Raw genomic sequence first — 20,509 nt, forward strand, 5'->3', positions numbered from 1 at the left:
AGTTTTAACCTTTCAGCACTTCAGGATTGACGACATATGGACGGATCGCATCAGGACGATCCGCGAAATACTCAAGAATATTGGAGACACAGCGCTCCGTAACCAATCTCTCCGCCATTTTGTCCATGCCGGACACATGCGGCGAGAGAAGAACATTGTCGAAACTGCGCAGGCGTGATCCTTCAGGCAGCGGCTCTGTTTCAAAAACATCAAGTCCAACACCGCCAATACGACCACTATCAAGTGCCTCAATGAGTGCAGCTTCGTCGATCAATGGTCCGCGGGACGTGTTGACGAGAATGACATTCGGCTTGACCAGCGCAAGGCGCTGCGCATTGACCATATGGCGTGTTTCAGGTGTTGAGGGTGCATGGATGGAGATGAGGTCTGCTTCCGTAAACAACACCTCAAGACTTTCTGCACGCTGTGCACCAAGGGCTGCGAGCTGTTCATCAGTCGCGAAGGGATCAAATACCAGCGTCTTCATCTGACTGGCAACACAACGGCGTGCCATTGCACCACCAATGCGTCCAAGACCGACAATACCAGCCGTGCGACCCCATAATCCGGGATGAAAGCCGTCAAAAAACCATTTACCGGATTTCACCATAGCATCACGCGGGCCGATACGGCACGCGAGTGCCAGCGCCATGGCATGCGCATATTCCGCAACGCTTTCATGGTTTGCACCAAATGCCATGGCGACCGGAACGCCGGCAGCACTTGCCGCCTTGACGTCAACCTTGTCGTATCCCACACCCCAGCGGGCAATGATACGAAGAGCAGGTGATGCTTCCAGTACACGCGCGGTGTAGGGTTCGCCGCCTGCAATTGTGGCAACCACCCCATCTTTAAGTTTTTCGATCAGTTCATCTTCACTGGGCAGACGAAACGTTTCGTTGACTTCCACCTTGAAACCCGCCTGTTCCAGAGGGGCGAAAAGTGGATCACCATTACGGAACTGCTCGGTATTGACGAGAATTTTTCCTTTGAAGGTCATGATATGGCTCGGGACTGTTTGGGATGAAAACTGGTTTTGAAAAGGTGATCTGTTTCCTGTGCGATCGGGATGCTCGACTGGCTTCCTGATCGTGAACAGCATATGGCTGCCGCGACACTGGCACGCTGCATTGCATCGGCAACATCCATGCCACGATCAAGCCCGGCAGTGAGAACGCCAATGAAGCAATCCCCTGCTGCTGTTGTATCAACTGTTGTCACGGGATAGGCAGCGACAATAAATTCAGCACCCTTGATGCAAGCTTCGCTACCTCTGGAGCCAAGTGTACGAATAACACCAACGCCAAGCGCTGCTGAAAGAGCTGAAGCATCAACGGCGCATTTCAGCTCGCCTGCAAGACTTTCCGCCTCGTCCTCATTGACGATCAGCAAACTCACCGCTTTCAACGCATTGATATCGACGGCCTTCGCAGGTGCAAGATTGAGAATGGTTTTCACGCCAAGTTTCTGGCATCTGAAAATCAACTTCTCGACTTCCCCGACCGAAGTTTCCAGTTGCAGTAAAACATATGATGCTTCCTGCAATTGTTTGTCGGTAAGCTGATCCTGACGCACCAGCATGTTCGCACCACCCGAAATAACAATACGGTTGCGCCCATTACTGTCCACGAATACCGCTGCGTTACCTGTCAGCGTATCGGTACGAATGACATTGTCAGTACAAACTCCGCAGGCATCAAGGTTTTCAAGCGCAGTTCGGGACAATGGATCATTGCCGACTGCACCGGCCATCAAAACATCGGCACCATCTCTTGCCGAAGCCAGCGCCTGATTGGCGCCCTTGCCACCAGCTTCGAGCGAAAAACTGTCTGCCGAAATCGTCTGCCCATCTTCAGGTGCAGCCTGCACGCGATAAATCATATCCGCGTTGAGTGATCCGAAGCTAATAATCATTTTGTTTTTCTTTTCGCTATCAGAACGGTTGCACTTTACATGCCACTGAGAAGACCACCATCGACATAGATGACCTGACCGTTCATGAAGCTGGAAGCACCTGAGGCGAGAAAGACTGCAACGCCTTTCAACTCGTCAAGTTCACCCCAACGACCTGCAGGTGTGCGCGAGCAAACCCAATCGTTAAACTGCTTGTTCTCAAACAGATCCGTATTCAGTTCAGTGCGGAAATAACCCGGTCCGATCCCGTTGACCTGAATACCATGCCCTGCAAGTTCACAGCACATGCCCTTGGTGAGCATACGTACAGCACCTTTGGCCGTGGTGTATGGAACAATGCTCGGGCGGCCGACTTCACTGGCAAGTGAGCAGATATTGATAATCTTGCCGGTTTTACGGACGACCATGCGTTTGGAGATTTCGCGACCTACAAAAAATACGGCGTTCAGATTGGTTTCCAGAACATCGCGCCATAATTCATCGGTAATCTCCGTAAAAGGAGAACGGCGCTGGATACCGGCATTGTTAACCGCAATATCGATCGGTCCGAATTCAGCTTCTATCCGCTCCACACCCTCAGCGACCGCCACGGAATCCGTAACATCAAAAGCCGCCACATCAACGGAGAAACCCTTTTTGGCAAGCGCAAGCCTTGCTTTCTCAAGGCTATCCGGATTACGCGAATTGATTACAACCCGCGCACCCGCATCGGCAAGCGCTTCAGCAATTGCAAGACCAATACCGCGGCTTGATCCAGTAACAAACGCAACCTTGCCAGTAAGATCAAACATTTCCTTGATCATTTCACACCTTCCAAAGATTTTTTCTAAAAAACAAGGCTGGTTCTCTGGATTATTTCTGTATCAATCTCAGTAACCGGAAATACTCTATCTACTTGTTTTTGAAGAGAACTTTTCCAATTTTCGAGACATATTCCAGCATCCCGCCCCACTTATGCCCGGCCACAAAGTAGACCGGGCATAAGCTAGACCCATTAGAGTACGTTTCGATCTGATCGGACCATGTTCTAATCGAGCGCAGTGATTATGATGGCGACAGGAAATGTCGTTGCATCATTTTCTCTCACCATATTAATTAGGTGCAGATTCCTTGATCGCAGCAAGAAGACTGTCCACCAGATTATCACCGACAGCCGCACGGATTTCAGTGACCATAGGTGAGGTCAGTTCTTTAAACTTGTCGACTTGCTCAGGCGCCAGTTCAATAATTTCGAGATGCTTTGCAAGCTCTGCACGTTGATCTGAGAGTGCAGCTTTCTGTGCTGCCCACTGATTTTGAACAGCATCATCAAGCACCCCATCAACCACCGCTTTCAAATCATCAGGAAGCGCGTCATACCAAGCCTTATCCATAAGAATAAGATTGGCGAGCAGAATATGATTTGTCTCGGTCATATAGTCCTGAACTTCATAGAACTTGCCCGAAAGAATGTTGAGATATGGATTTTCCTGCCCATCAACAACACCCTGCTGAAGCCCACCATAGAGCTCCGTATAGGCCATAGGCGTAGGCGCAGCCCCCAACAGGTTCCACATTTTGATATGATAGGGGTTTTCCTGAACGCGAATACGCAGCTTCGCCTTAGCAAGATCATCGGCACTGCGAACAGGAACTTTTGATGTGGTCAGCTGACGAAAACCGGCATTGAAAAAACCTGCAAGGCGGAAACCTGCCGGCTCCATATAATCGCGCAAACTTTCAGAGAAGTCACTTTTCAGAAGCACTTTTTTCTGCTGCTCGTCATCCTGAGGGAAAACATAAGGAATATCAAAAACAGCCAATTCTTTGACAAATGGCACCAGTGGAGAAGTACTCATAGTTGTGAGCTGAACATCACCAAGCGCAATACTCTCCGCAACCTCACGATCACCGCCGAGGGCGCCACCGCCATAGAGCTTGGCAGCAATCCGGTTGTCGCTACGCTTGTTTATTTCGGTCTCAATAAATTCGAAAGCCTGATAAATAGGACTGTTCGGATCAGAGACCTGCATGGAGAGAACCATATTGTAATCGGCGGCACTGGCAGCCGGAAAATGCAATAAACCGACCACGACACCAGCGAACGCCCTCGCTATCAACTTCTTCATAAGTACCTCCTCCAATGATCTATCACGGCAAGCCGTATCCGCCCGCTCAAACACAATGAAAGCCGACCGGCCACATTGTAAAACACCTTACTCAGCCTGTTATCAGGCATTACCTCGTGAAGAATGCGCAGGTGTTACGCTCCAGAATACACCGCAGCCATCTCTCCCTCTGGCAATAATGCCAATTAACCCGAACTAACATGTCAGTCAACTCTTAAGCAGATATTACAATATTTCAGGATGATTATCAGAAGGATGCCAGCTTGACGAGAACAGGATTTTTGATAGGAAAACAAAGTAGATAGCTTGCAAAGAAGTCCATCTCATTGTTAACATATATCTGACATGTCATAAATCGGAATGATCGAGAATCACACCCACTTCACGATTTCCGAATAAGGGGAAGTGCCTGCTCGTGACACATAGAGCCAATGCAGATCAGCATATATCCTTTCCGGCAGCTACCGATTTACGGGAGCAAATGCTGAAGGATGCAGCTTATGAGCGTGTTGAAGCGCTGCTGAACGAGGGGGCACTCAAGCCAGGGCAGCTTGTATCCCAACGCGAACTCGTTTCCATGACAGGAACCACACTTGGTTCGATCCGGGAGGCAATCTCCAGATTGCAGACTGAAGGTCTTCTGATAGCACTTCCTAAAAGAGGCTTAATGGTGCCCAGCATGGATGTGCAATTCGTGCGCAATGCCTATCAATTAAGGAAAGTGCTGGAACTGGGCGCAATCCGCTCGGCCATGACACATCTTGAAAAAGATGTTTTTGCCGGATGGATCCGAAAACATGAGGAGATGCGCGATTTCACTTCGGCGCAATCCCAACAGCACGCTAACGAACTTCAGGCTCTCGACTGGACAATCCATCATAGACTAATAAGCTCCATGCAAAACGAGCTTATTTTAAACACCTATCGGGTTAACGCGATCAAAATTCGCATGGCGGTACAGACCCGTCTGCGTGTCACGCCATTCAATGCAAAACGAGTGGCAGGTGAGCACCTTGCATTCCTGAAACCGATGTTTGAAGGAAATATCGATAAAGCCACGATAGCTCTCAATACCCATATTGAGAATTCCCTCACCCTGGCCCTCGGCGGCGAGATTACAGACAATCCAGAATAGACAAGGCTCGCCTACCTTGAGCTTATATTAAAACAGCCGCCCTTAGAGGCGGCTGTTACTACGAAAAGTCAGCAATATCAGTATGGCGAATAGCACTGCTGGCGTGGGCCATTATACGGCTGAAATGTGTTATCCGACGCACGATAAGACTTGTATCGGTTATAACACCACTGAACATGGTTGTTGTTCTGGCGATATACTGGTCGAGGCGCAGGCTGCGACGTAATTGCGCCACCGAGGATCGCCCCAGCGCCAAATGCGGCAAGCGGATACCACCAGCCATCATTATGACGGCGATAGCCCTGACGATAATGATTATAGCCACGATGTCCATTCCAATATCCCGGACGCGGACGATTGTGACCATTCCAGCCTGGGCGTGGACCTGGGCGATTGCCGTTCCAGCCTGGTCGTGGGCCTGGACGATGACCATTCCAGTTCCCATGCCGGCGTCCACGATCATCACGAACGTTCTGCACATTATCCATGCCGATAACTTGTGCGGCAGGCAGGACCGGAGCCGCAGAGACAGGCGCCATTGCACCAATCATAAAAGTCGCGCCAACCAGGCTAACCATTATTCTCTTAAAACTATTGCTCATCTTGTTCTCCAGTTCAACTGCATACACCATAGCCATTGCCACATGAACATGCGCTGAATGATTGTAATAAATCCAGTCTTTTTAGCCCGGCAATAACAACCAGCCGAATTATTCCATAAAGCACGTCAGAACTTTCAACCCGTTTTTGAAAAAACCTTTATGATACATAATCCTGCAACATACCGGGCTGATCTGGTGCAGGCAAAAACAGAGGCATTTTGACATCTGGCGGCAATGTGAAAAAAACGCCATACGCTGTTACCATGAATGATAACTCTGCGTCCTACAATTTTGTTCCCAATGATGAGCCAAATCGAACAACAAACCATATTTCAACCGTAGCACCGCTCTTTCTGCCACGATCAGAAGATCAGCAGCCGGTTGAATGGCTTATCGCCGAAGGAATAACAGACTATAAATTCGCACTTGCCTTCATGGAAGAGCGGGTACAGGCTATTCGTGAAGGTACAGCCAATGAGCTTGTATGGCTTGTCGAACATCCACCACTCTACACAGCAGGCACCAGCGCTCACGCTCAAGACTTACTGACGCCCGACCGGTTTCCGGTTTACAATACCGGACGCGGCGGTGAATACACCTATCACGGCCCCGGTCAACGGGTAGCTTATATCATGCTCGATCTGAAACGGCGTCGCGAAGACGTTCGTGCATTTGTCAGTGCGCTTGAACAATGGATCATTGAGACGCTCGCACAGTTTAATATCAAGGGTGAACGCCGTGCAGATCGCGTTGGTGTATGGGTTGCGCGCCCGGAAAAGCCTGTCCTAGCCAATGGCCAGATATGCGAAGACAAAATTGCAGCCATCGGTATTCGCCTGCGGCGCTGGGTCAGCTTTCATGGCATTGCCATTAATGTCGAACCGGAGCTTGAACATTTTGGCGGTATCGTACCATGTGGCATCGCAGAATATGGCGTAACCAGCCTTGTCGATCTTGGTCTGCCCATAACGATGGGCGACGTCGATGTTGCGCTCGGTAAAGCCTTTGAAAGCGTTTTTGGGCCACGCCAGATTATATAATCAAGTAGTTTTTATGCGCCGTTCGCGCATAAAAACATAAAATCCTGAGCCCACAATAATAAAAATACCGAACCATTTGGATGGCGTTGGAAAATCACCAAACACAATCAGTCCAACCAGAACTGCGTTAACAATTTCCAGATATTGAAATGGCGCCAGCATGGAGGCCGGTGCAAGCTTGAAAGCCTGCACAACGAGCAGATGACTGACCGTGCCAATTGTACCAAGCAAAAGCAGCAATAACCAGGGCTGAAGATTGTTTGGAAGCGCGAAGCCCAGATCTTCAATACCTGCAACGGTGCCAAAAATCATAAAGAGTCCCGCAATAAGCGATCCGCCAATACCCGCATAGAACTGCATGACGACAGGACCTTCCTTCGCACCATATTTACGGTTCAAAATCAGATAGATCGCAAAAGTAACCGCAGTCGCCAGAGGCAACAGCGATACAGCACCAAAAATCTCGAAACTTGGCTGAATAACGATCATGGTTCCAATCAAGCCAATGCCAACCGCGCTGAACCTTCGCCAGCCAACCTTCTCTTTGAGAAAAACTGCTGATAGCAATGTGAGGATCAATGGTTCAGCAAAGAACACGGCCATGGCATCGGCCAAAGGCATATATTTGACAGCCGTGAAAAAACACGTGCCTCCAAAGCCCATCAGCACGCCGCGCACAAGATTGCCCGTCAGATGGGTGGTGCGCAAAGCACTCATGCCACCCATGGCTACCAGAATGGCAAACATCAAGCCTGATTGAATAAAAAAGCGCATGAAAGTCACGGTGGCCGGAGGCATATTATCCATCATGGCAAGCCACTTGCCGATGGCGTCCATAAGCGGCAACAAAAGCACCGAAAGCACCATGATCGCCATGCCTTTTACATGCGCTTCTGTGCCACCTGCCGCCCTGCTTTGCATCTTGCCACTCACGATTTTATCACTCCTGTTGCGCTTACGCGAATGACGGGCGAGTTTCCATCCTAATTCGTCTGTGAAAGCGCAACAGTTTGACTTTCATCGGATTTCTGATGCAATTTGGTTTCGCTACGCGCAAAACCATTTGATAACTTCAATCAAAAGCAGAACGTAAGGCGAACTTGTTCGCATTACGGGCACTCCCGTGCCATTATCTATGTGATTCGCAGATATGGATTTGGTGCCGTTCACAGGGGGCGGCCCTTCAGGTTTGTCACAGAAAGCTTTTCGGACAAAGATGGACGATAACAACGATCTCTTTTCCAGAGTAGTCAGCAATGCCCGTGAACGGCAAATTGAGCGTCAGCCAGAACAGGCCCACGCACCACAACCTGTTGTGCAAGCGGTCACACCCTCATCTGCGCCAAAAACAATGCCAGAACCTGCGCCAGAACCTGCGCCAAAACCTGCGCCTGCCACAACAAAAATGCCGCCGGCTTCATCAGGCGGTGATGATTACAATGCCTCTTCTATCCGCGTACTCGAAGGTCTTGAGCCAGTGCGCCTGCGCCCGGGCATGTATATTGGCGGCACGGACGAAAAAGCGCTGCATCACCTTTTTGCAGAAGTCATCGATAACTCGATGGACGAAGCCGTTGCGGGCCATGCGAATTTTATAGAGGTCAGCCTTGATGCAGAAGGCTTTCTGAGTGTCAGCGACAATGGCCGTGGTATTCCGGTGGACGAGCACCCGCAGGTGCCCGGCAAATCAACACTTGAAGTGATCATGACCAAACTGCATGCCGGCGGCAAGTTCGACGGCAAAGCCTATGAGACATCCGGCGGTCTGCACGGTGTCGGTGTGTCCGTGGTCAATGCTCTTTCCGATGTTTTAGAGGTGGAAGTCGCCCGTAATCGCCGCTTGTATCGCCAGCGTTTTTCGCGCGGCATTCCGCAAGGCGGTCTCGAAGACGTGGGCGAAGTGCATAATCGTCGTGGTACGCGCGTTCGTTTTCACCCGGACCCGGATATTTTCGGAAAAGCAGCCCATTTCGACCCTCACCGTCTCTACCGGATGGCACGTTCAAAAGCCTATCTGTTCGGCGGTGTTGAAATTCGATGGAATTGCGATCCATCACTCCTTGATCCAAAGAAAGAAACACCTGAAAAGGCGGTTTTTCATTTCCCCGGCGGTTTGAAAGATTATCTCTCTGCTTCCCTTGGAAAAGAACATCAGGTTACGCGTGAGATTTTCTCAGGCCGCACCGAGAAACAAGGCGGACATGGCGCTGTTGAGTGGGCGGTGTCGTGGTATGGTGGCGACGGTTTCGTCAATTCCTATTGTAATACAATTCCGACCGGCGACGGCGGCACCCATGAAGCAGGCCTTCGTATTGCACTGACGCGCGGTCTCAAGGCCTATGCCGAACTGACAAATAACAAACGCGCTTCAATCATCACAACAGATGATGTGATGATTTCTGCCGCAGCCATGATGTCCGTCTTTATCCGCGAACCGGAATTTGTCGGCCAGACCAAAGACAAGCTTGCAACGGTTGAAGCGCAGCGCATTGTGGAAAATGTCATCCGTGATCCTTTTGATCACTGGCTTGCAGCCTCGCCACAGGAGGCGTCACGCCTGCTCGACTGGGTTATTGATCGTGCAGAAGAGCGTCTTCGCCGCCGTCAGGAAAAAGAGACAGTCCGTAAAAGCGCAACGCGCAAATTGCGACTTCCGGGCAAGCTTGCCGACTGTACACAGAATGCAGCAGCGGGTGCTGAACTGTTTATCGTGGAAGGTGATTCCGCTGGCGGCTCTGCCAAGCAAGCACGCAACCGTTCCAATCAGGCGATCCTGCCACTACGCGGCAAGATTCTCAATGTTGCCAGTGCTGGCCGCGAAAAGCTGACCGCGAACCAGCAGATTGCCGATCTCGTGCAGGCACTGGGTGCAGGCACACGCAAGAATTATCGCGAGGATGACCTGCGTTATGACCGCGTTATCGTCATGACAGATGCGGACGTTGACGGTGCGCATATTGCATCATTGCTTATTACATTCTTCTATCAGGAAATGCCTGACCTGATCCGCAACGGTCATCTTTATCTGGCTGTTCCGCCGCTTTACCGCCTTAGCCAGGGCGGAAAGGTCGCTTATGCCCGTGATGACGCGCACAAGGATGAGTTACTTCGCACCATGTTTACCGGACGCGGCAAGATTGAAATCGGGCGTTTCAAAGGCCTTGGCGAAATGCGTGCAGAACAGCTCAAAGAAACGACAATGGACCCGAAGAAACGCACACTTCTGCGTGTTCATGTCGATGAAGATTATATTGATGAGACGCGCAGCACTGTAGATGATCTGATGGGTACAAAGCCGGAAGCCCGCTTCCGCTTCATTCAGGATCGCGCAGCATTCGTGGAAGAGCTGGATATTTAGGCTTTTTTGTTTTCAGAACGATTATCAGACGTCAGCCATTGTAGCAGCTGACGTTTTTCAATGGGAATTCAGCCTTTTACATCAATGCCAAGTTTGGTTTGAATCTCATCGATCGACTCTTTTACAAAGAAAGTCAGATCCGTGCTGAGCGTAACAATACGCGTGCCCGTGCCATAGGCATTATATGACAAAACATGGTTGAAATTGACTGCAACCCGTTCACCGCTGACATCGGTAAGCATGATCCACATTTATACTTCTCCTCTTAAAGACGATTCTTCACAAGAGGATAAGCGCATGCCTCAAAATGGCAATGATACTTTATAAATCGGCACGCATCCTGACCTTATCAACGCAGCCGCCGAAACTCGCAGACCACTCTTTACTACGCTCATAAATACGAAAGCCCAGCTTCTCATAAAGTCTGATTGCCCGAAGATTATCGGCATGGGTGCCGATTTGCACATTCGTAAAACCATTCAGAAAAACCTGTGCCATCAATGCATCAAGCAATGCACAACCCAGTCCCTGTCCGTGATAATCAGGATCGACCCAGAGATCGGAAATATAATTGGATTGCGGAATATATGCACCCCAGCCGCAAATCTGCCCTCTTCGCTCTATCAGCAAAATGCCAGCGGCATTCTCTTGCAAATCACGAAGGAATTTAGCCTCGAGTGCCAAGCTGCTTTCATTCGTAAGTATGATTTCACGCGCTGCAGTTTGCCATGCACGAACGGCCAATTCAGCCATAAAAACAAATTCGCCGGGTATGGAGCTTTGTGCGTCCACCTGGACGCACAAAGGTCGCTCTGATTGTTTATATTCTGGCTTCGATCCTTCTGAAAATCGATCCCGATTTTCGGATCGGAGCCGGACCCGGCGAATAAGAACTTCAGATTTTACCACCACTTTTTCGGGGTAAAACGTCCGGCGGCCTGTTCGATTGCGCTGGCTGCCTGGAACAAAGTTTCTTCCTCAAACGGGCGGCCAATCAATTGCAAGCCAAGCGGCAGCCCCTGATCATTGAGGCCAGCGGGGACAGCAATACCCGGCAGACCTGCCATATTGAGTGTAATGGTGAAAATGTCATTGAGGTACATCTTGACCGGATCATTCGCGAGTTCCTTGTCGCCAATGCTGAACGCGGCCGAAGGCGTAACAGGCGTCAGGATTGCATCAACACCGCTTGCAAAGACATTTTCAAAGTCTTTCTTGATCAGTGTGCGAACCTTCTGTGCGCGAAGATAATAAGCATCGTAATAACCAGCCGACAGAACATAGGTTCCGGTCAGAATACGACGCTTCACTTCCTTGCCAAAGCCAGCAGCACGGCTTTGCTCATACATATCGGCAATGTCTTTACCCGGTACGCGCAAACCATAACGTACACCGTCATAACGGGCGAGATTGGACGAAGCTTCCGCAGGCGCTACGATGTAATAGGCAGCAAGCGCATATTTTGTGTGTGGCAGCGAAACATCGACAATTTCTGCACCCGCATCCTTAAGATACTGAATGCCCTTCTGCCAGAGTGCTTCGATTTCTTCCGGCATGCCATCAATACGATATTCATTCGGAATACCGATCTTGAGACCTTTTAGCGACTTGCCGATTGCAGCTTCATAATCCGGCACAGGCAAATCAACTGAAGTTGTATCTTTCAAATCAACAGATGCCATGGACTTGAGCAAAATTGCAGCGTCCCGCACGTCACGCGCAATCGGTCCGGCCTGATCCAGTGATGATGCATAAGCAACAACACCCCAGCGTGAGACCCGGCCATAGGTTGGCTTGATGCCGACAGTGCCGGTAAAGGCTGCTGGCTGACGGATCGAACCACCCGTATCAGAAGCTGTCGCGCCCGCGCAAAGATGTGCTGCAACCGCAGCTGAGGAACCACCTGAAGAGCCACCCGGCACCAGATCGACATCTGAGCCGTTTGCACGCCACGGGTTCTTCACCGGGCCGTAATAGGAACTTTCGTTGGACGAACCCATGGCGAATTCATCCATATTGAGCTTGCCCAGCATGACAGCGCCGTCCGCCCAGAGATTGGACGTAACCGTTGATTCATATTCTGGCTTGAAGCCGTCAAGAATATGCGAGCAAGCCTGGGTGTGAACACCCTTGGTCGCAAACAGGTCTTTTACGCCAAGCGGAATGCCTTCAAGCGCACCGGCTTTGCCTTCTGCAATACGGACATCAGAAGCTTTTGCCATTTCGCGTGCCTTTTCAGGCGTGACCGCGACATAGGCATTGAGCTTGTCATTGGCGGAATCAATGGCCTCAATATAGGCTTCTGTCAGTTCGGTCGCGCTAAAGGCTTTAGCTCTCAGCTTGTCTCGCGCTTCGGCAATTGTCAGTGCGGTCAGTTCGCTCATCATCAAATCCTGTCAGTAACGCCGTAGCCGGCGCTTTCGTGGTAAATATTAAAAGTCTTATTCAACGACCTTTGGAACCACGAAGAAATTGTCTTCGGTCACAGGCGCATTAGCAACAACGGCACTGGCAATATTGCCGTCCGTAACCGCATCTTCACGCAAACGCATTTTCATTGGCGAAACCGACGTCATCGGTTCAACACCGTCAATATCGACTTCGTTCAATTGCTCGACGAAACCAAGAATCGCATTGAGTTCTCCGGTCATGCGCTCGGCTTCGTCTTCTGTGACGGCAATACGCGCGAGATGCGCGACGCGCTTGACGGTTGAAATATCGACGGACATTCTGTTCTCCGCAAATGCTTGTTTAGGGCAGCATGAAACCACCCTGAAAAGGTTCTTTTACCGGCTATAACGGTGCAAATGTGGAAGCGCAACATTTCTTGCGCTTCCATCCTCAGTTAGGGGCGCAGTTAGAGGCCCAGTTAGAAGTTATGTACTATACCCGGTTCTGTCACGAGCACCTTTGTGTCCTTTTGATCTGCCATAGCTGCCAAAAATTTGTCAGCCGTCTGATCGATGATCGGGAAAGTACCGTAATGGCAAGGCAGGACAGTATCGAAATTGAAGTAGCGCTGACAGGCAAGGGCCGCAACCGCTCCCCCCATGGTGAAGCGATCACCGATTGGGACAATGCCAATCTCCGGGCGATGCAGCTCATTGACCAGCGCCATATCGGAGAAAATATCGGTATCGCCCATATGATAAAGCGTCGGTGCATTCTCAAAGTGGAAAACCAGACCATTCGGATTACCAAGTGAATGGGTCACCCCATCTTCCGACATAATGGCTGAGGAGTGCAGCGCATTGACAAAAGTTATGCTGAAGCCATCCAGAACGATTGTACCGCCAGTATTGCCCGGGCTGAATTTTTCAACGCCCTGCCGTCCAAGCCAGCCCGCCACTTCCGGGTTACAAATGACGGTTGCACCATGCTCTTTGGCAATCGCCACCGTATCGCCGATATGATCACCGTGACCATGGGTCAGCGCGATATGCGTGGTGCCTTTTGTGGCCTCCTTAAAATCGATGCCTTTAGCGCCCGGGTTTCCATTGATGAACGGATCGATCAAAATGACCGCTTGTTCTGCTTCAATACGAAAGGCTGAATGGCCCAACCAGGTGATTTTCATTGTGTTTCTCCGTATGGCTCGATATTCAACTCTAAAACAGATATTAGGGCGCAATTCCATCAAACAATATGAAGCCTGATAAAATACTGTTCAGCCCCCAAAGAGGACACATGGCCGTCGTTGAAATCGAAAGTGTTTTGGAAATTCTGCAACCCGGCCAGACCATTGCCGGGCTTGATCTTGGCACCAAAACCATTGGCCTTGCCGTTTCTGATCTCGGCCTGTCATTCTCCCATCCCCGCCCCGTCATCAAACGTACCAAATTTACAATCGATGCACAGGTGCTACTAAAAGCGCTGGAACTCGACAAGGTTGGCGTCATCATTATCGGCCTGCCTATGAATATGGACGGCACCGCAGGACCACGCGTTCAGGCAACGCGGGCTTTTGTGCGCACCATGCAGCCGCTGACCAATCTTCCCTTCGTGTTCTGGGATGAGCGATTGTCAACCGTTGCTGCCGAACGCGCACTAATCGGCATGGATGTTTCGCGCGGCAAACGAGCCGAACGCATCGATTCGGCCGCAGCTTCCTTCATTTTGCAAGGTGCGCTGGATCGTCTGCACCTGCTGCGCTCATCGCATTTCGATGACAATAATTACGATGCCGGATAAAGCTGATCGAGTATGCGGATGGCATTGTGACGTGCATCCAGCATGCCATATGTCGAACGCCACTGACCGCCAAGACGTGTTTCGATAAACGCATCCGCCACGTCATCTGCACCAAGATTACGCAATTCTGCAGCGGCAGCCGCATAAGCAAGCTGCTCCGTCAAGAGACGTGCAACGCCCTGATCGGTTTCTGTCAGTTGCAAGGCCGCCTGTAAAACATCGATAGTGCCCTGACCACGCACACCTAACTGTCCGCTGATCCAGTCGAGCACCTCATCAAACAGTGCCGGTGCACGAGAGAGTACACGCGCCACATCAAGCGCCATAACATTGCCCGAACCTTCCCAGATCGCATTGACCGGTGCTTCGCGATAAGCGCGTGCAAGATTGCCATCCTCGATATAGCCATTCCCGCCAAGGCATTCCATCGCTTCATAAAGCAATGCCGGTGCAATCTTGCAGACCCAATATTTGACAACCGGCGTCATGCAACGGGCGAAAGCCGCCTCTGCCCGATCTGTGGCAGCCATATCGAAAGCGCGTGCCAAACGCATGGAAAGTGCCGTTGCACCCGCCACATCAAGCGCCATGTCAGCCAGAACGCGGCTCATCAGCGGCTGTTCAATCAGCTTTTGCCCATTCACTTCACGATGACGCGCGTGATGCACAGCCTCTGCAAGACCTGAGCGCATCAGGCCAGCAGACGCAATCGCGCAATCAAGCCGCGTCAATGTCACCATATCCATTATGGTTTTAACGCCCTCACCCGGATTACCAACTAGATAACCGACAGCACCGTCAAATTCGACCTCTGCGGAGGCATTGGATTTATTGCCAAGCTTGTCCTTCAAACGCTGGAAAAAGAAGCCATTTCCAGCCGCGTCATTGGTCAGGCGTGGAAGCAGGAAACAGGAAAGCCCTTCCTCTGCCTGTGCTAGCACCAGAAAAGCATCCGACATAGGCGCCGACATAAACCATTTGTGGCCGCTGATCGTATAGGTGCCATCGTCGTTGCGTTCAGCACGGGTCGTATTGGCACGAACATCCGTACCTCCCTGCTTCTCCGTCATGCCCATTCCGAGCGTAATACCCTGCTTGCTGAAGGCTGCTTTCTGCGAAGAATCATATTTGCGCGACAATATCTGTGGCGACCATTCCTTATAAAGATCAGTGGACGCCATGATTGCCGCAAGCGAAGCATTCGTCATTGTCAATGGGCAGAGATGCCCCGCTTCCAGCTGGGCCGTGAGAAAAAAACGTGCGGCACGGGCCTGATGCCGATGCCCCGACTCAAGCGGATTGGCCTCCCAGACCGAGCAATGCAGTCCCTGTGCAATCGAACGGCGCATCAACGCATGATAAGCAGGGTGATATTCCACCAGATCAACACGGCGACCCTGACGATCATAGGTGCGCAGCTTTGGCAATTCTGTATTGGCAAGACGTGCCAGATCCTGCGCTTCTGCCGACAAGACAAAACGGCCGGTATTTTCCAGATCAGTATGCAGTTCTTTAGGAAAACGCGCTGCGGTCTGTATCAGAAGCGGGTCGCCCAGATATGCATTCATGCCCGTCATGAACGGGGTCTGGTTGGTGACTTCATGCGTTTTCACAGGCTTATCCGTTTGGTTTTGTTCAATTCAAAAATCAGCTAGGCCCTCTTGAGGCTCACAGATTTAATAGTCTATGCTGTTTTGCATTGTAATTTCCTAACATTTTCACACAGCCCACCGCTTTATACCCAAAGAATACAGGTTTTTCTTTGTGAATCGGCCAAAGCCATTATAAGGGCGGTTGCAGTCCAGTTCTTGCGGCTCTATACGGGTGACTTGCCATGACAAATCAAACGGCCTCTCCGATTTTCCCTCATCGCCACCTGCTTGGCATCAAGGGGCTATCGCCCCTGGACATTAATTGTCTTCTCGATCTTGCAGATCAGGAAGTGGCTGTTTCCCGACAGTCCGAGAAGAAAAAGTCCGTGCTGCGCGGTCGCACCCAGATCAACCTGTTCTTTGAAGCATCGACACGAACGCAATCATCATTTGAACTGGCCGGAAAACGGCTGGGCGCAGACGTGATGAACATGTCTGTCGGCAATTCATCGGTCAAGAAGGGCGAAACGCTCATCGACACCGCGATGACGCTCAATGCCATGCAGCCAGATATTCTGGTCATTCGCCACGCCTCTGCCGGTGCAGCGGCATTGCTCGCGCAAAAAGTTGGTTGTGCAGTCGTCAATGCTGGCGACGGTGCGCATGAACACCCGACTCAGGCGCTGCTCGACGCGCTGACCATTCGCCGTGCAAAGGGCGATATTGGAAACCTTATCGTTGCCATTTGCGGCGATGTGCTGCATTCGCGCGTTGCACGCTCCAATATTCTGCTTCTCAATGCGCTCGGTGCGCGCGTTCGTGTTGTTGCCCCTTCAACGCTGCTTCCTTCCGGCATCGCCGATATGAGCGTTGAAGTTTACAACACCATGGAAGAAGGCTTGAAAGACGCCGATGTGGTGATGATGCTTCGCCTTCAGCGGGAACGTATGGCTGGCTCTTTCGTGCCGTCCGTGCGTGAGTATTTCCGCTTTTATGGTCTCGACAGGGAAAAACTCAAATATGCGAAACCTGACGCGCTTGTCATGCATCCCGGTCCGATGAATCGCGGCGTTGAAATTGCCTCCGATGTGGCAGACGGTTCACAGAGCATGATTCAGCAACAGGTGGAAATGGGTGTCGCTGTGCGTATGGCGGTCATGGAAGCCCTGCTCGACCCGCGCCGTGCAGATGTCGCAGGAGAACGCGCCAAATGACCAATATGAGTGCAATCCTTTTTGAAAACGCCCGTATTGTTGATCCGTCTCGCGGACTGGATGAGATCGGCAGCCTGCTGATCAAGGATGACAAGATCGCCGCCAGTGGTGCTGATATCCGCAATCAGGGTGCGCCCGAAGGTGCTGAAATCATTAACCTCAATGGAATGACGATTCTGCCCGGTCTGGTTGATTCGCGCGTCTTTATTGGTGAACCGGGTGCCGAGCATCGCGAAACCATCGCATCGGCCAGTCAGGCCGCAGCCGCAGGTGGCGTGACTTCCATTATCATGATGCCGGATACTGATCCGGTTATCGATGATGTTGCACTGGTCGAATTCGTCAAACGCACGGCCCGTGACACGGCAATCATCAATGTTCACCCGGCAGCCGCCATTACCAAAGGCTTGCACGGCGAGGAAATGACCGAAATCGGCCTGCTTCGCGATGCAGGTGCAGTTGCCTTTACCGAAGGTCGCAATACACTTACCAATACACAATTAATGCGTCGCGCACTCACTTACGCACGTGACTTTGATGCTGTCATTGCCTGTGAAACCCGCGACCCTTATCTTGGTGCCAATGGCGTCATGAATGAAGGGCTGTTTGCAAGCTGGCTGGGTTTGTCAGGTAGCCCACGCGAAGCGGAAGTGATCCCGCTGGAGCGGGATTTGCGCCTCGCCGCGCTCACTCGCAGCAAATACCACGCAGCACAACTTTCCTGCGCCATGTCTGCCGAAGCGCTCAAGCGCTCAAAGGATATTGGTGCAAAAGTAACAGCAGGCGTATCCATTAACCACCTGTCGCTGAATGAAAATGATATAGGTGAGTTCCGCACTTTCTTCCGCTTGTCGCCGCCATTGCGCAGTGAAGAAGATCGTCTGGCGATGGTTGAAGCCGTAAAAAATGGCACCATCGACATCGTTGTTTCTGCCCATGACCCGCAAGACGTTGATACCAAACGCCTGCCTTTTGCCGATGCTGAAGCCGGCGCCATTGGTCTGGAAACATTGCTTGCTGCAGCACTTCGTCTCTACCACAATGACAGCATCCCCCTGCTGCGGCTGGTGGAAGTGCTTTCAACAGCACCCGCCCGTATTTTCGGTCTGGATGCGGGAACATTAAAACCCGGTGCAAAAGCAGATCTAACCATCGTCGATCTTGATGAGCCGTGGGTGGTGCGCGAACAAGACCTGCATTCACGCTCAAAAAACAGCTGTTTTGAAGGGGCCCGCTTTCAAGGCCGGGTTAACCGCACGATAGTCAGCGGCAAGACCGTTTATTCAGCTTAACATTTTTAGAAAAGCTGTCTTGATTTCAGACAGTTTTTCTTCTCAATTGACTTGATAAAGAACATATGGGGAGTTTCATGGCCGAAACAGGTCTGGTCAATGTCGTGACGCTTGGCACGCTGATATTCGGCTATATTCTCGGTTCCATCCCTTTTGGGCTCATCCTGACGCGGATTGCCGGACTGGGTGATGTACGCTCAATCGGGTCTGGTAACATTGGCGCAACCAATGTTTTGCGCACCGGCAACAAGAAACTTGCAGCTGCAACCCTCATTCTTGATGCGCTGAAAGGTACAGCGGCGGTCCTGGTGGCTTCAAAATTTGGTCAGGATGCGGCTATTGCTGCAGGATTTGGTGCCTTTATAGGACATCTGTTCCCGGTCTGGATCGGCTTTAAAGGCGGCAAGGGTGTTGCGACCTATCTTGGTATTCTGATCGGCATAGCATGGCCCAGCGCATTGATTTTTATCGCAGCATGGATCATCACAGCCCTTCTCACCCGCTATTCATCGCTCTCTGCACTAATTGCGAGCCTGATAGTTCCAATTGCGCTTTATATACGCGGTGATCTGGCTGTTGCTGCATTATTTGCAATTCTGACCATTCTTGTATTCATAAAACATCGCACCAATATTTCGCGGCTTCTCAGTGGCACAGAGAGCAAAATAGGTAAAAAAGGATGATTCAGGGCGCGAATTCAAAAAATGGAATTCGCCTTTCTGATCAGCAGCGGCTTAACTGGCTGCGTCTTATCCGCACTGAGAATATCGGACCCGTCACATTTCGCGATCTGATTTTATTTTGCGGCTCGGCAGCCAATGCAATAGAACGCCTTCCTGATCTGAATATTCGTGGCGGCGGCTCCCGCGCCGTCCGTGTGTCATCAAAAGAAGATGCCGAGCGCGAAATTGAAGCTGTTAAACGCATGGGCGCCCGGCTTATTGGTATGGGTGAGCCGGATTATCCACCACAGCTGAAAAACTGCGAGGCGCCACCGCCGCTTGTCATTATAAAGGGTGACATCAGAGTATTTCATAAGCCGCCCGTCGCAATTGTCGGCTCGCGCAATGCTTCCGTCACAGGAGTGCGCTTTACAGAGAGATTAGCCCGCGATCTCGGCGATGCAGGATTTACAATAATCTCAGGCCTTGCACGTGGTATTGATGCAGCCGCGCATAAAGCGAGCATGACAAGCGGAACGGTAGCCGTGCTTGCAGGTGGCCTTGACCGGCCCTACCCACCTGAAAACCTGCCGATCTATCGTGATATTCCTGAAAATGGCAGCGCATTAATTACAGAAATGGCTATGGGAGCAGAGCCACGCGCCCGTGATTTTCCACGCCGCAATCGCATTATAGCCGCACTCTCACTCGGATTAATCGTTGTCGAAGCAGCCACTCGCTCCGGTTCACTGATCAGCGCCCGCATGGCAGGTGATATGGGACGTACCGTATTCGCTGTGCCGGGATCACCACTTGATCCACGTGCCCGTGGTACCAATGCGCTGTTGAAGCAAGGAGCAACGCTCGTTACTTGCGCTGAAGACGTGATTGAAGCATTAACACCACTGATAAGCCGAGACACAATTCCAGCCCCTGAAGATCAGCCCGACCTCCTCAAACAATTTGACGAGCCATCAGAACCGCTACAAGCAATAACAAGCGATCAACAACGCGATATTCTCATTGACGCGCTTGGCGTCACCCCGGTTGATATAGATACATTGGTTCGACATACTGGTCTGGATACCAGCAGTGCGCAGCTCATTCTTCTCGAGCTTGATCTTGCCGGGCGACTTTTGCGTTATCCCGGCAATCTGGTGGCACTTGCACCTCAATAAAATGCACCGCGAATATTATTTTTTGACCTTTCGATGGCGGCGACCTTCTTTCGCTTCCTGTAGTGCCATATCCATCATATAAACAAGCAGGGGCTGATCCGTTCCTTTTGCTATCACAATCAGTTCTTCAAGCATTTGCTCAATATACATCAACAACTCCCGGCGTGTAGCCACCCGCTGAACCATATTGCCCCCAAGATCGTTTAAATATCTCCATATTAAA

Annotated in this window: 21 protein-coding genes; 8 read left to right on the top strand and 13 right to left on the bottom strand. The window is 51.1% G+C overall.

Annotation, left to right across the window (positions count from 1 at the left end):
- Positions 1 to 4: 4 nt before the first annotated feature.
- From FHY56_RS01790 to FHY56_RS01805, 4 genes are all read right to left on the bottom strand, one after another.
- A complete protein-coding gene (locus tag FHY56_RS01790; RefSeq protein WP_140903452.1) occupies positions 5 to 1,000 on the bottom strand; it encodes a phosphoglycerate dehydrogenase in 996 nt (331 codons plus the stop codon).
- The gene (locus tag FHY56_RS01795) at positions 997 to 1,914 is read right to left on the bottom strand and encodes a ribokinase (RefSeq protein WP_140903453.1); all 918 of its coding nucleotides are present in this window, start codon (positions 1,912 to 1,914) and stop codon (positions 997 to 999) included. The genes FHY56_RS01790 and FHY56_RS01795 overlap by 4 nt, the downstream gene beginning before the upstream one ends.
- A 35-nt stretch (positions 1,915 to 1,949) precedes the next feature.
- Positions 1,950 to 2,717, bottom strand: a complete 768-nt coding sequence (locus tag FHY56_RS01800; RefSeq protein WP_140903454.1) for an SDR family oxidoreductase — start codon at positions 2,715 to 2,717, stop codon at positions 1,950 to 1,952.
- Between the two features lie 288 nt (positions 2,718 to 3,005).
- A complete protein-coding gene (locus FHY56_RS01805; RefSeq protein ID WP_140903455.1) occupies positions 3,006 to 4,022 on the bottom strand; it encodes a TRAP transporter substrate-binding protein in 1,017 nt (338 codons plus the stop codon).
- Positions 4,023 to 4,437: 415 nt separating this feature from the next.
- Between FHY56_RS01805 and FHY56_RS01810 the strand changes: the two genes are divergently transcribed.
- A complete protein-coding gene (locus FHY56_RS01810; RefSeq protein ID WP_235889399.1) occupies positions 4,438 to 5,157 on the top strand; it encodes a GntR family transcriptional regulator in 720 nt (239 codons plus the stop codon).
- Between the two features lie 77 nt (positions 5,158 to 5,234).
- Here FHY56_RS01810 and FHY56_RS01815 read toward each other — a convergent pair whose 3' ends face one another.
- Complete coding sequence (locus tag FHY56_RS01815) at positions 5,235 to 5,759, bottom strand: BA14K family protein (protein WP_140903456.1); 525 nt, start codon at positions 5,757 to 5,759, stop codon at positions 5,235 to 5,237.
- A gap of 329 nt (positions 5,760 to 6,088) precedes the next feature.
- Between FHY56_RS01815 and lipB the strand changes: the two genes are divergently transcribed.
- Positions 6,089 to 6,799 (top strand): lipoyl(octanoyl) transferase LipB, encoded by a 711-nt coding sequence (gene lipB, locus FHY56_RS01820; RefSeq protein WP_376890080.1) that lies wholly within the window; start codon positions 6,089 to 6,091, stop codon positions 6,797 to 6,799.
- On the opposite strand, the gene FHY56_RS01825 is transcribed toward lipB, so the two are convergent.
- The gene (locus tag FHY56_RS01825; RefSeq protein ID WP_140903551.1) at positions 6,800 to 7,720 is read right to left on the bottom strand and encodes a DMT family transporter; all 921 of its coding nucleotides are present in this window, start codon (positions 7,718 to 7,720) and stop codon (positions 6,800 to 6,802) included.
- 295 nt (positions 7,721 to 8,015) lie between these two features.
- Here FHY56_RS01825 and parE point away from each other — a divergent pair, with 295 nt between their 5' ends.
- Positions 8,016 to 10,157, top strand: a complete 2,142-nt coding sequence (parE, locus tag FHY56_RS01830; RefSeq protein WP_140903458.1) for a DNA topoisomerase IV subunit B — start codon at positions 8,016 to 8,018, stop codon at positions 10,155 to 10,157.
- Between the two features lie 68 nt (positions 10,158 to 10,225).
- On the opposite strand, the gene FHY56_RS01835 is transcribed toward parE, so the two are convergent.
- The 5 genes from FHY56_RS01835 to FHY56_RS01855 all read right to left on the bottom strand — a co-directional run bounded on the left by FHY56_RS01835 (position 10,226) and on the right by FHY56_RS01855 (position 13,734).
- Positions 10,226 to 10,408, bottom strand: coding sequence for a hypothetical protein (locus FHY56_RS01835; RefSeq protein WP_140903459.1), 183 nt, complete (start codon positions 10,406 to 10,408; stop codon positions 10,226 to 10,228).
- A gap of 70 nt (positions 10,409 to 10,478) precedes the next feature.
- On the bottom strand, positions 10,479 to 10,910 hold the full coding sequence (locus tag FHY56_RS01840; protein WP_140903460.1) for a GNAT family N-acetyltransferase: 432 nt from the start codon (positions 10,908 to 10,910) through the stop codon (positions 10,479 to 10,481).
- 149 nt (positions 10,911 to 11,059) lie between these two features.
- The gene (gene gatA, locus FHY56_RS01845) at positions 11,060 to 12,541 is read right to left on the bottom strand and encodes an Asp-tRNA(Asn)/Glu-tRNA(Gln) amidotransferase subunit GatA (protein WP_140903461.1); all 1,482 of its coding nucleotides are present in this window, start codon (positions 12,539 to 12,541) and stop codon (positions 11,060 to 11,062) included.
- Between the two features lie 57 nt (positions 12,542 to 12,598).
- The gene (gene gatC / locus FHY56_RS01850; RefSeq protein ID WP_140903462.1) at positions 12,599 to 12,886 is read right to left on the bottom strand and encodes an Asp-tRNA(Asn)/Glu-tRNA(Gln) amidotransferase subunit GatC; all 288 of its coding nucleotides are present in this window, start codon (positions 12,884 to 12,886) and stop codon (positions 12,599 to 12,601) included.
- A 140-nt stretch (positions 12,887 to 13,026) separates the two neighbouring features.
- On the bottom strand, positions 13,027 to 13,734 hold the full coding sequence (locus FHY56_RS01855; RefSeq protein WP_140903463.1) for a metal-dependent hydrolase: 708 nt from the start codon (positions 13,732 to 13,734) through the stop codon (positions 13,027 to 13,029).
- A 110-nt stretch (positions 13,735 to 13,844) separates the two neighbouring features.
- On the opposite strand from FHY56_RS01855, the gene ruvX reads away from it, so the two are divergent.
- A complete protein-coding gene (gene ruvX, locus FHY56_RS01860; protein WP_140903464.1) occupies positions 13,845 to 14,348 on the top strand; it encodes a Holliday junction resolvase RuvX in 504 nt (167 codons plus the stop codon).
- Here the strand turns inward: ruvX and FHY56_RS01865 are convergent.
- The gene (locus tag FHY56_RS01865) at positions 14,333 to 15,961 is read right to left on the bottom strand and encodes an acyl-CoA dehydrogenase family protein (RefSeq protein ID WP_140903465.1); all 1,629 of its coding nucleotides are present in this window, start codon (positions 15,959 to 15,961) and stop codon (positions 14,333 to 14,335) included. The genes ruvX and FHY56_RS01865 overlap by 16 nt on opposite strands.
- A gap of 221 nt (positions 15,962 to 16,182) precedes the next feature.
- Here FHY56_RS01865 and FHY56_RS01870 point away from each other — a divergent pair, with 221 nt between their 5' ends.
- From FHY56_RS01870 to dprA, 4 genes are all read left to right on the top strand, one after another.
- On the top strand, positions 16,183 to 17,154 hold the full coding sequence (locus FHY56_RS01870) for an aspartate carbamoyltransferase catalytic subunit (protein ID WP_140903466.1): 972 nt from the start codon (positions 16,183 to 16,185) through the stop codon (positions 17,152 to 17,154).
- Positions 17,155 to 17,159: 5 nt separating this feature from the next.
- A complete protein-coding gene (locus tag FHY56_RS01875) occupies positions 17,160 to 18,446 on the top strand; it encodes a dihydroorotase (protein WP_140903552.1) in 1,287 nt (428 codons plus the stop codon).
- 77 nt (positions 18,447 to 18,523) lie between these two features.
- Positions 18,524 to 19,129, top strand: a complete 606-nt coding sequence (gene plsY / locus FHY56_RS01880; RefSeq protein ID WP_140903467.1) for a glycerol-3-phosphate 1-O-acyltransferase PlsY — start codon at positions 18,524 to 18,526, stop codon at positions 19,127 to 19,129.
- Positions 19,126 to 20,286, top strand: coding sequence for a DNA-processing protein DprA (dprA, locus tag FHY56_RS01885; RefSeq protein ID WP_140903468.1), 1,161 nt, complete (start codon positions 19,126 to 19,128; stop codon positions 20,284 to 20,286). Before plsY ends, dprA begins: the two co-directional genes overlap by 4 nt.
- A gap of 15 nt (positions 20,287 to 20,301) precedes the next feature.
- On the opposite strand, the gene FHY56_RS18250 is transcribed toward dprA, so the two are convergent.
- On the bottom strand, positions 20,302 to 20,436 hold the full coding sequence (locus tag FHY56_RS18250) for a hypothetical protein (RefSeq protein WP_268898889.1): 135 nt from the start codon (positions 20,434 to 20,436) through the stop codon (positions 20,302 to 20,304).
- Between the last annotated feature and the right edge of the window lie 73 nt (positions 20,437 to 20,509).

This window comes from Brucella gallinifaecis (genome assembly GCF_006476605.1).
Lineage (GTDB): Bacteria > Pseudomonadota > Alphaproteobacteria > Rhizobiales > Rhizobiaceae > Brucella > Brucella gallinifaecis.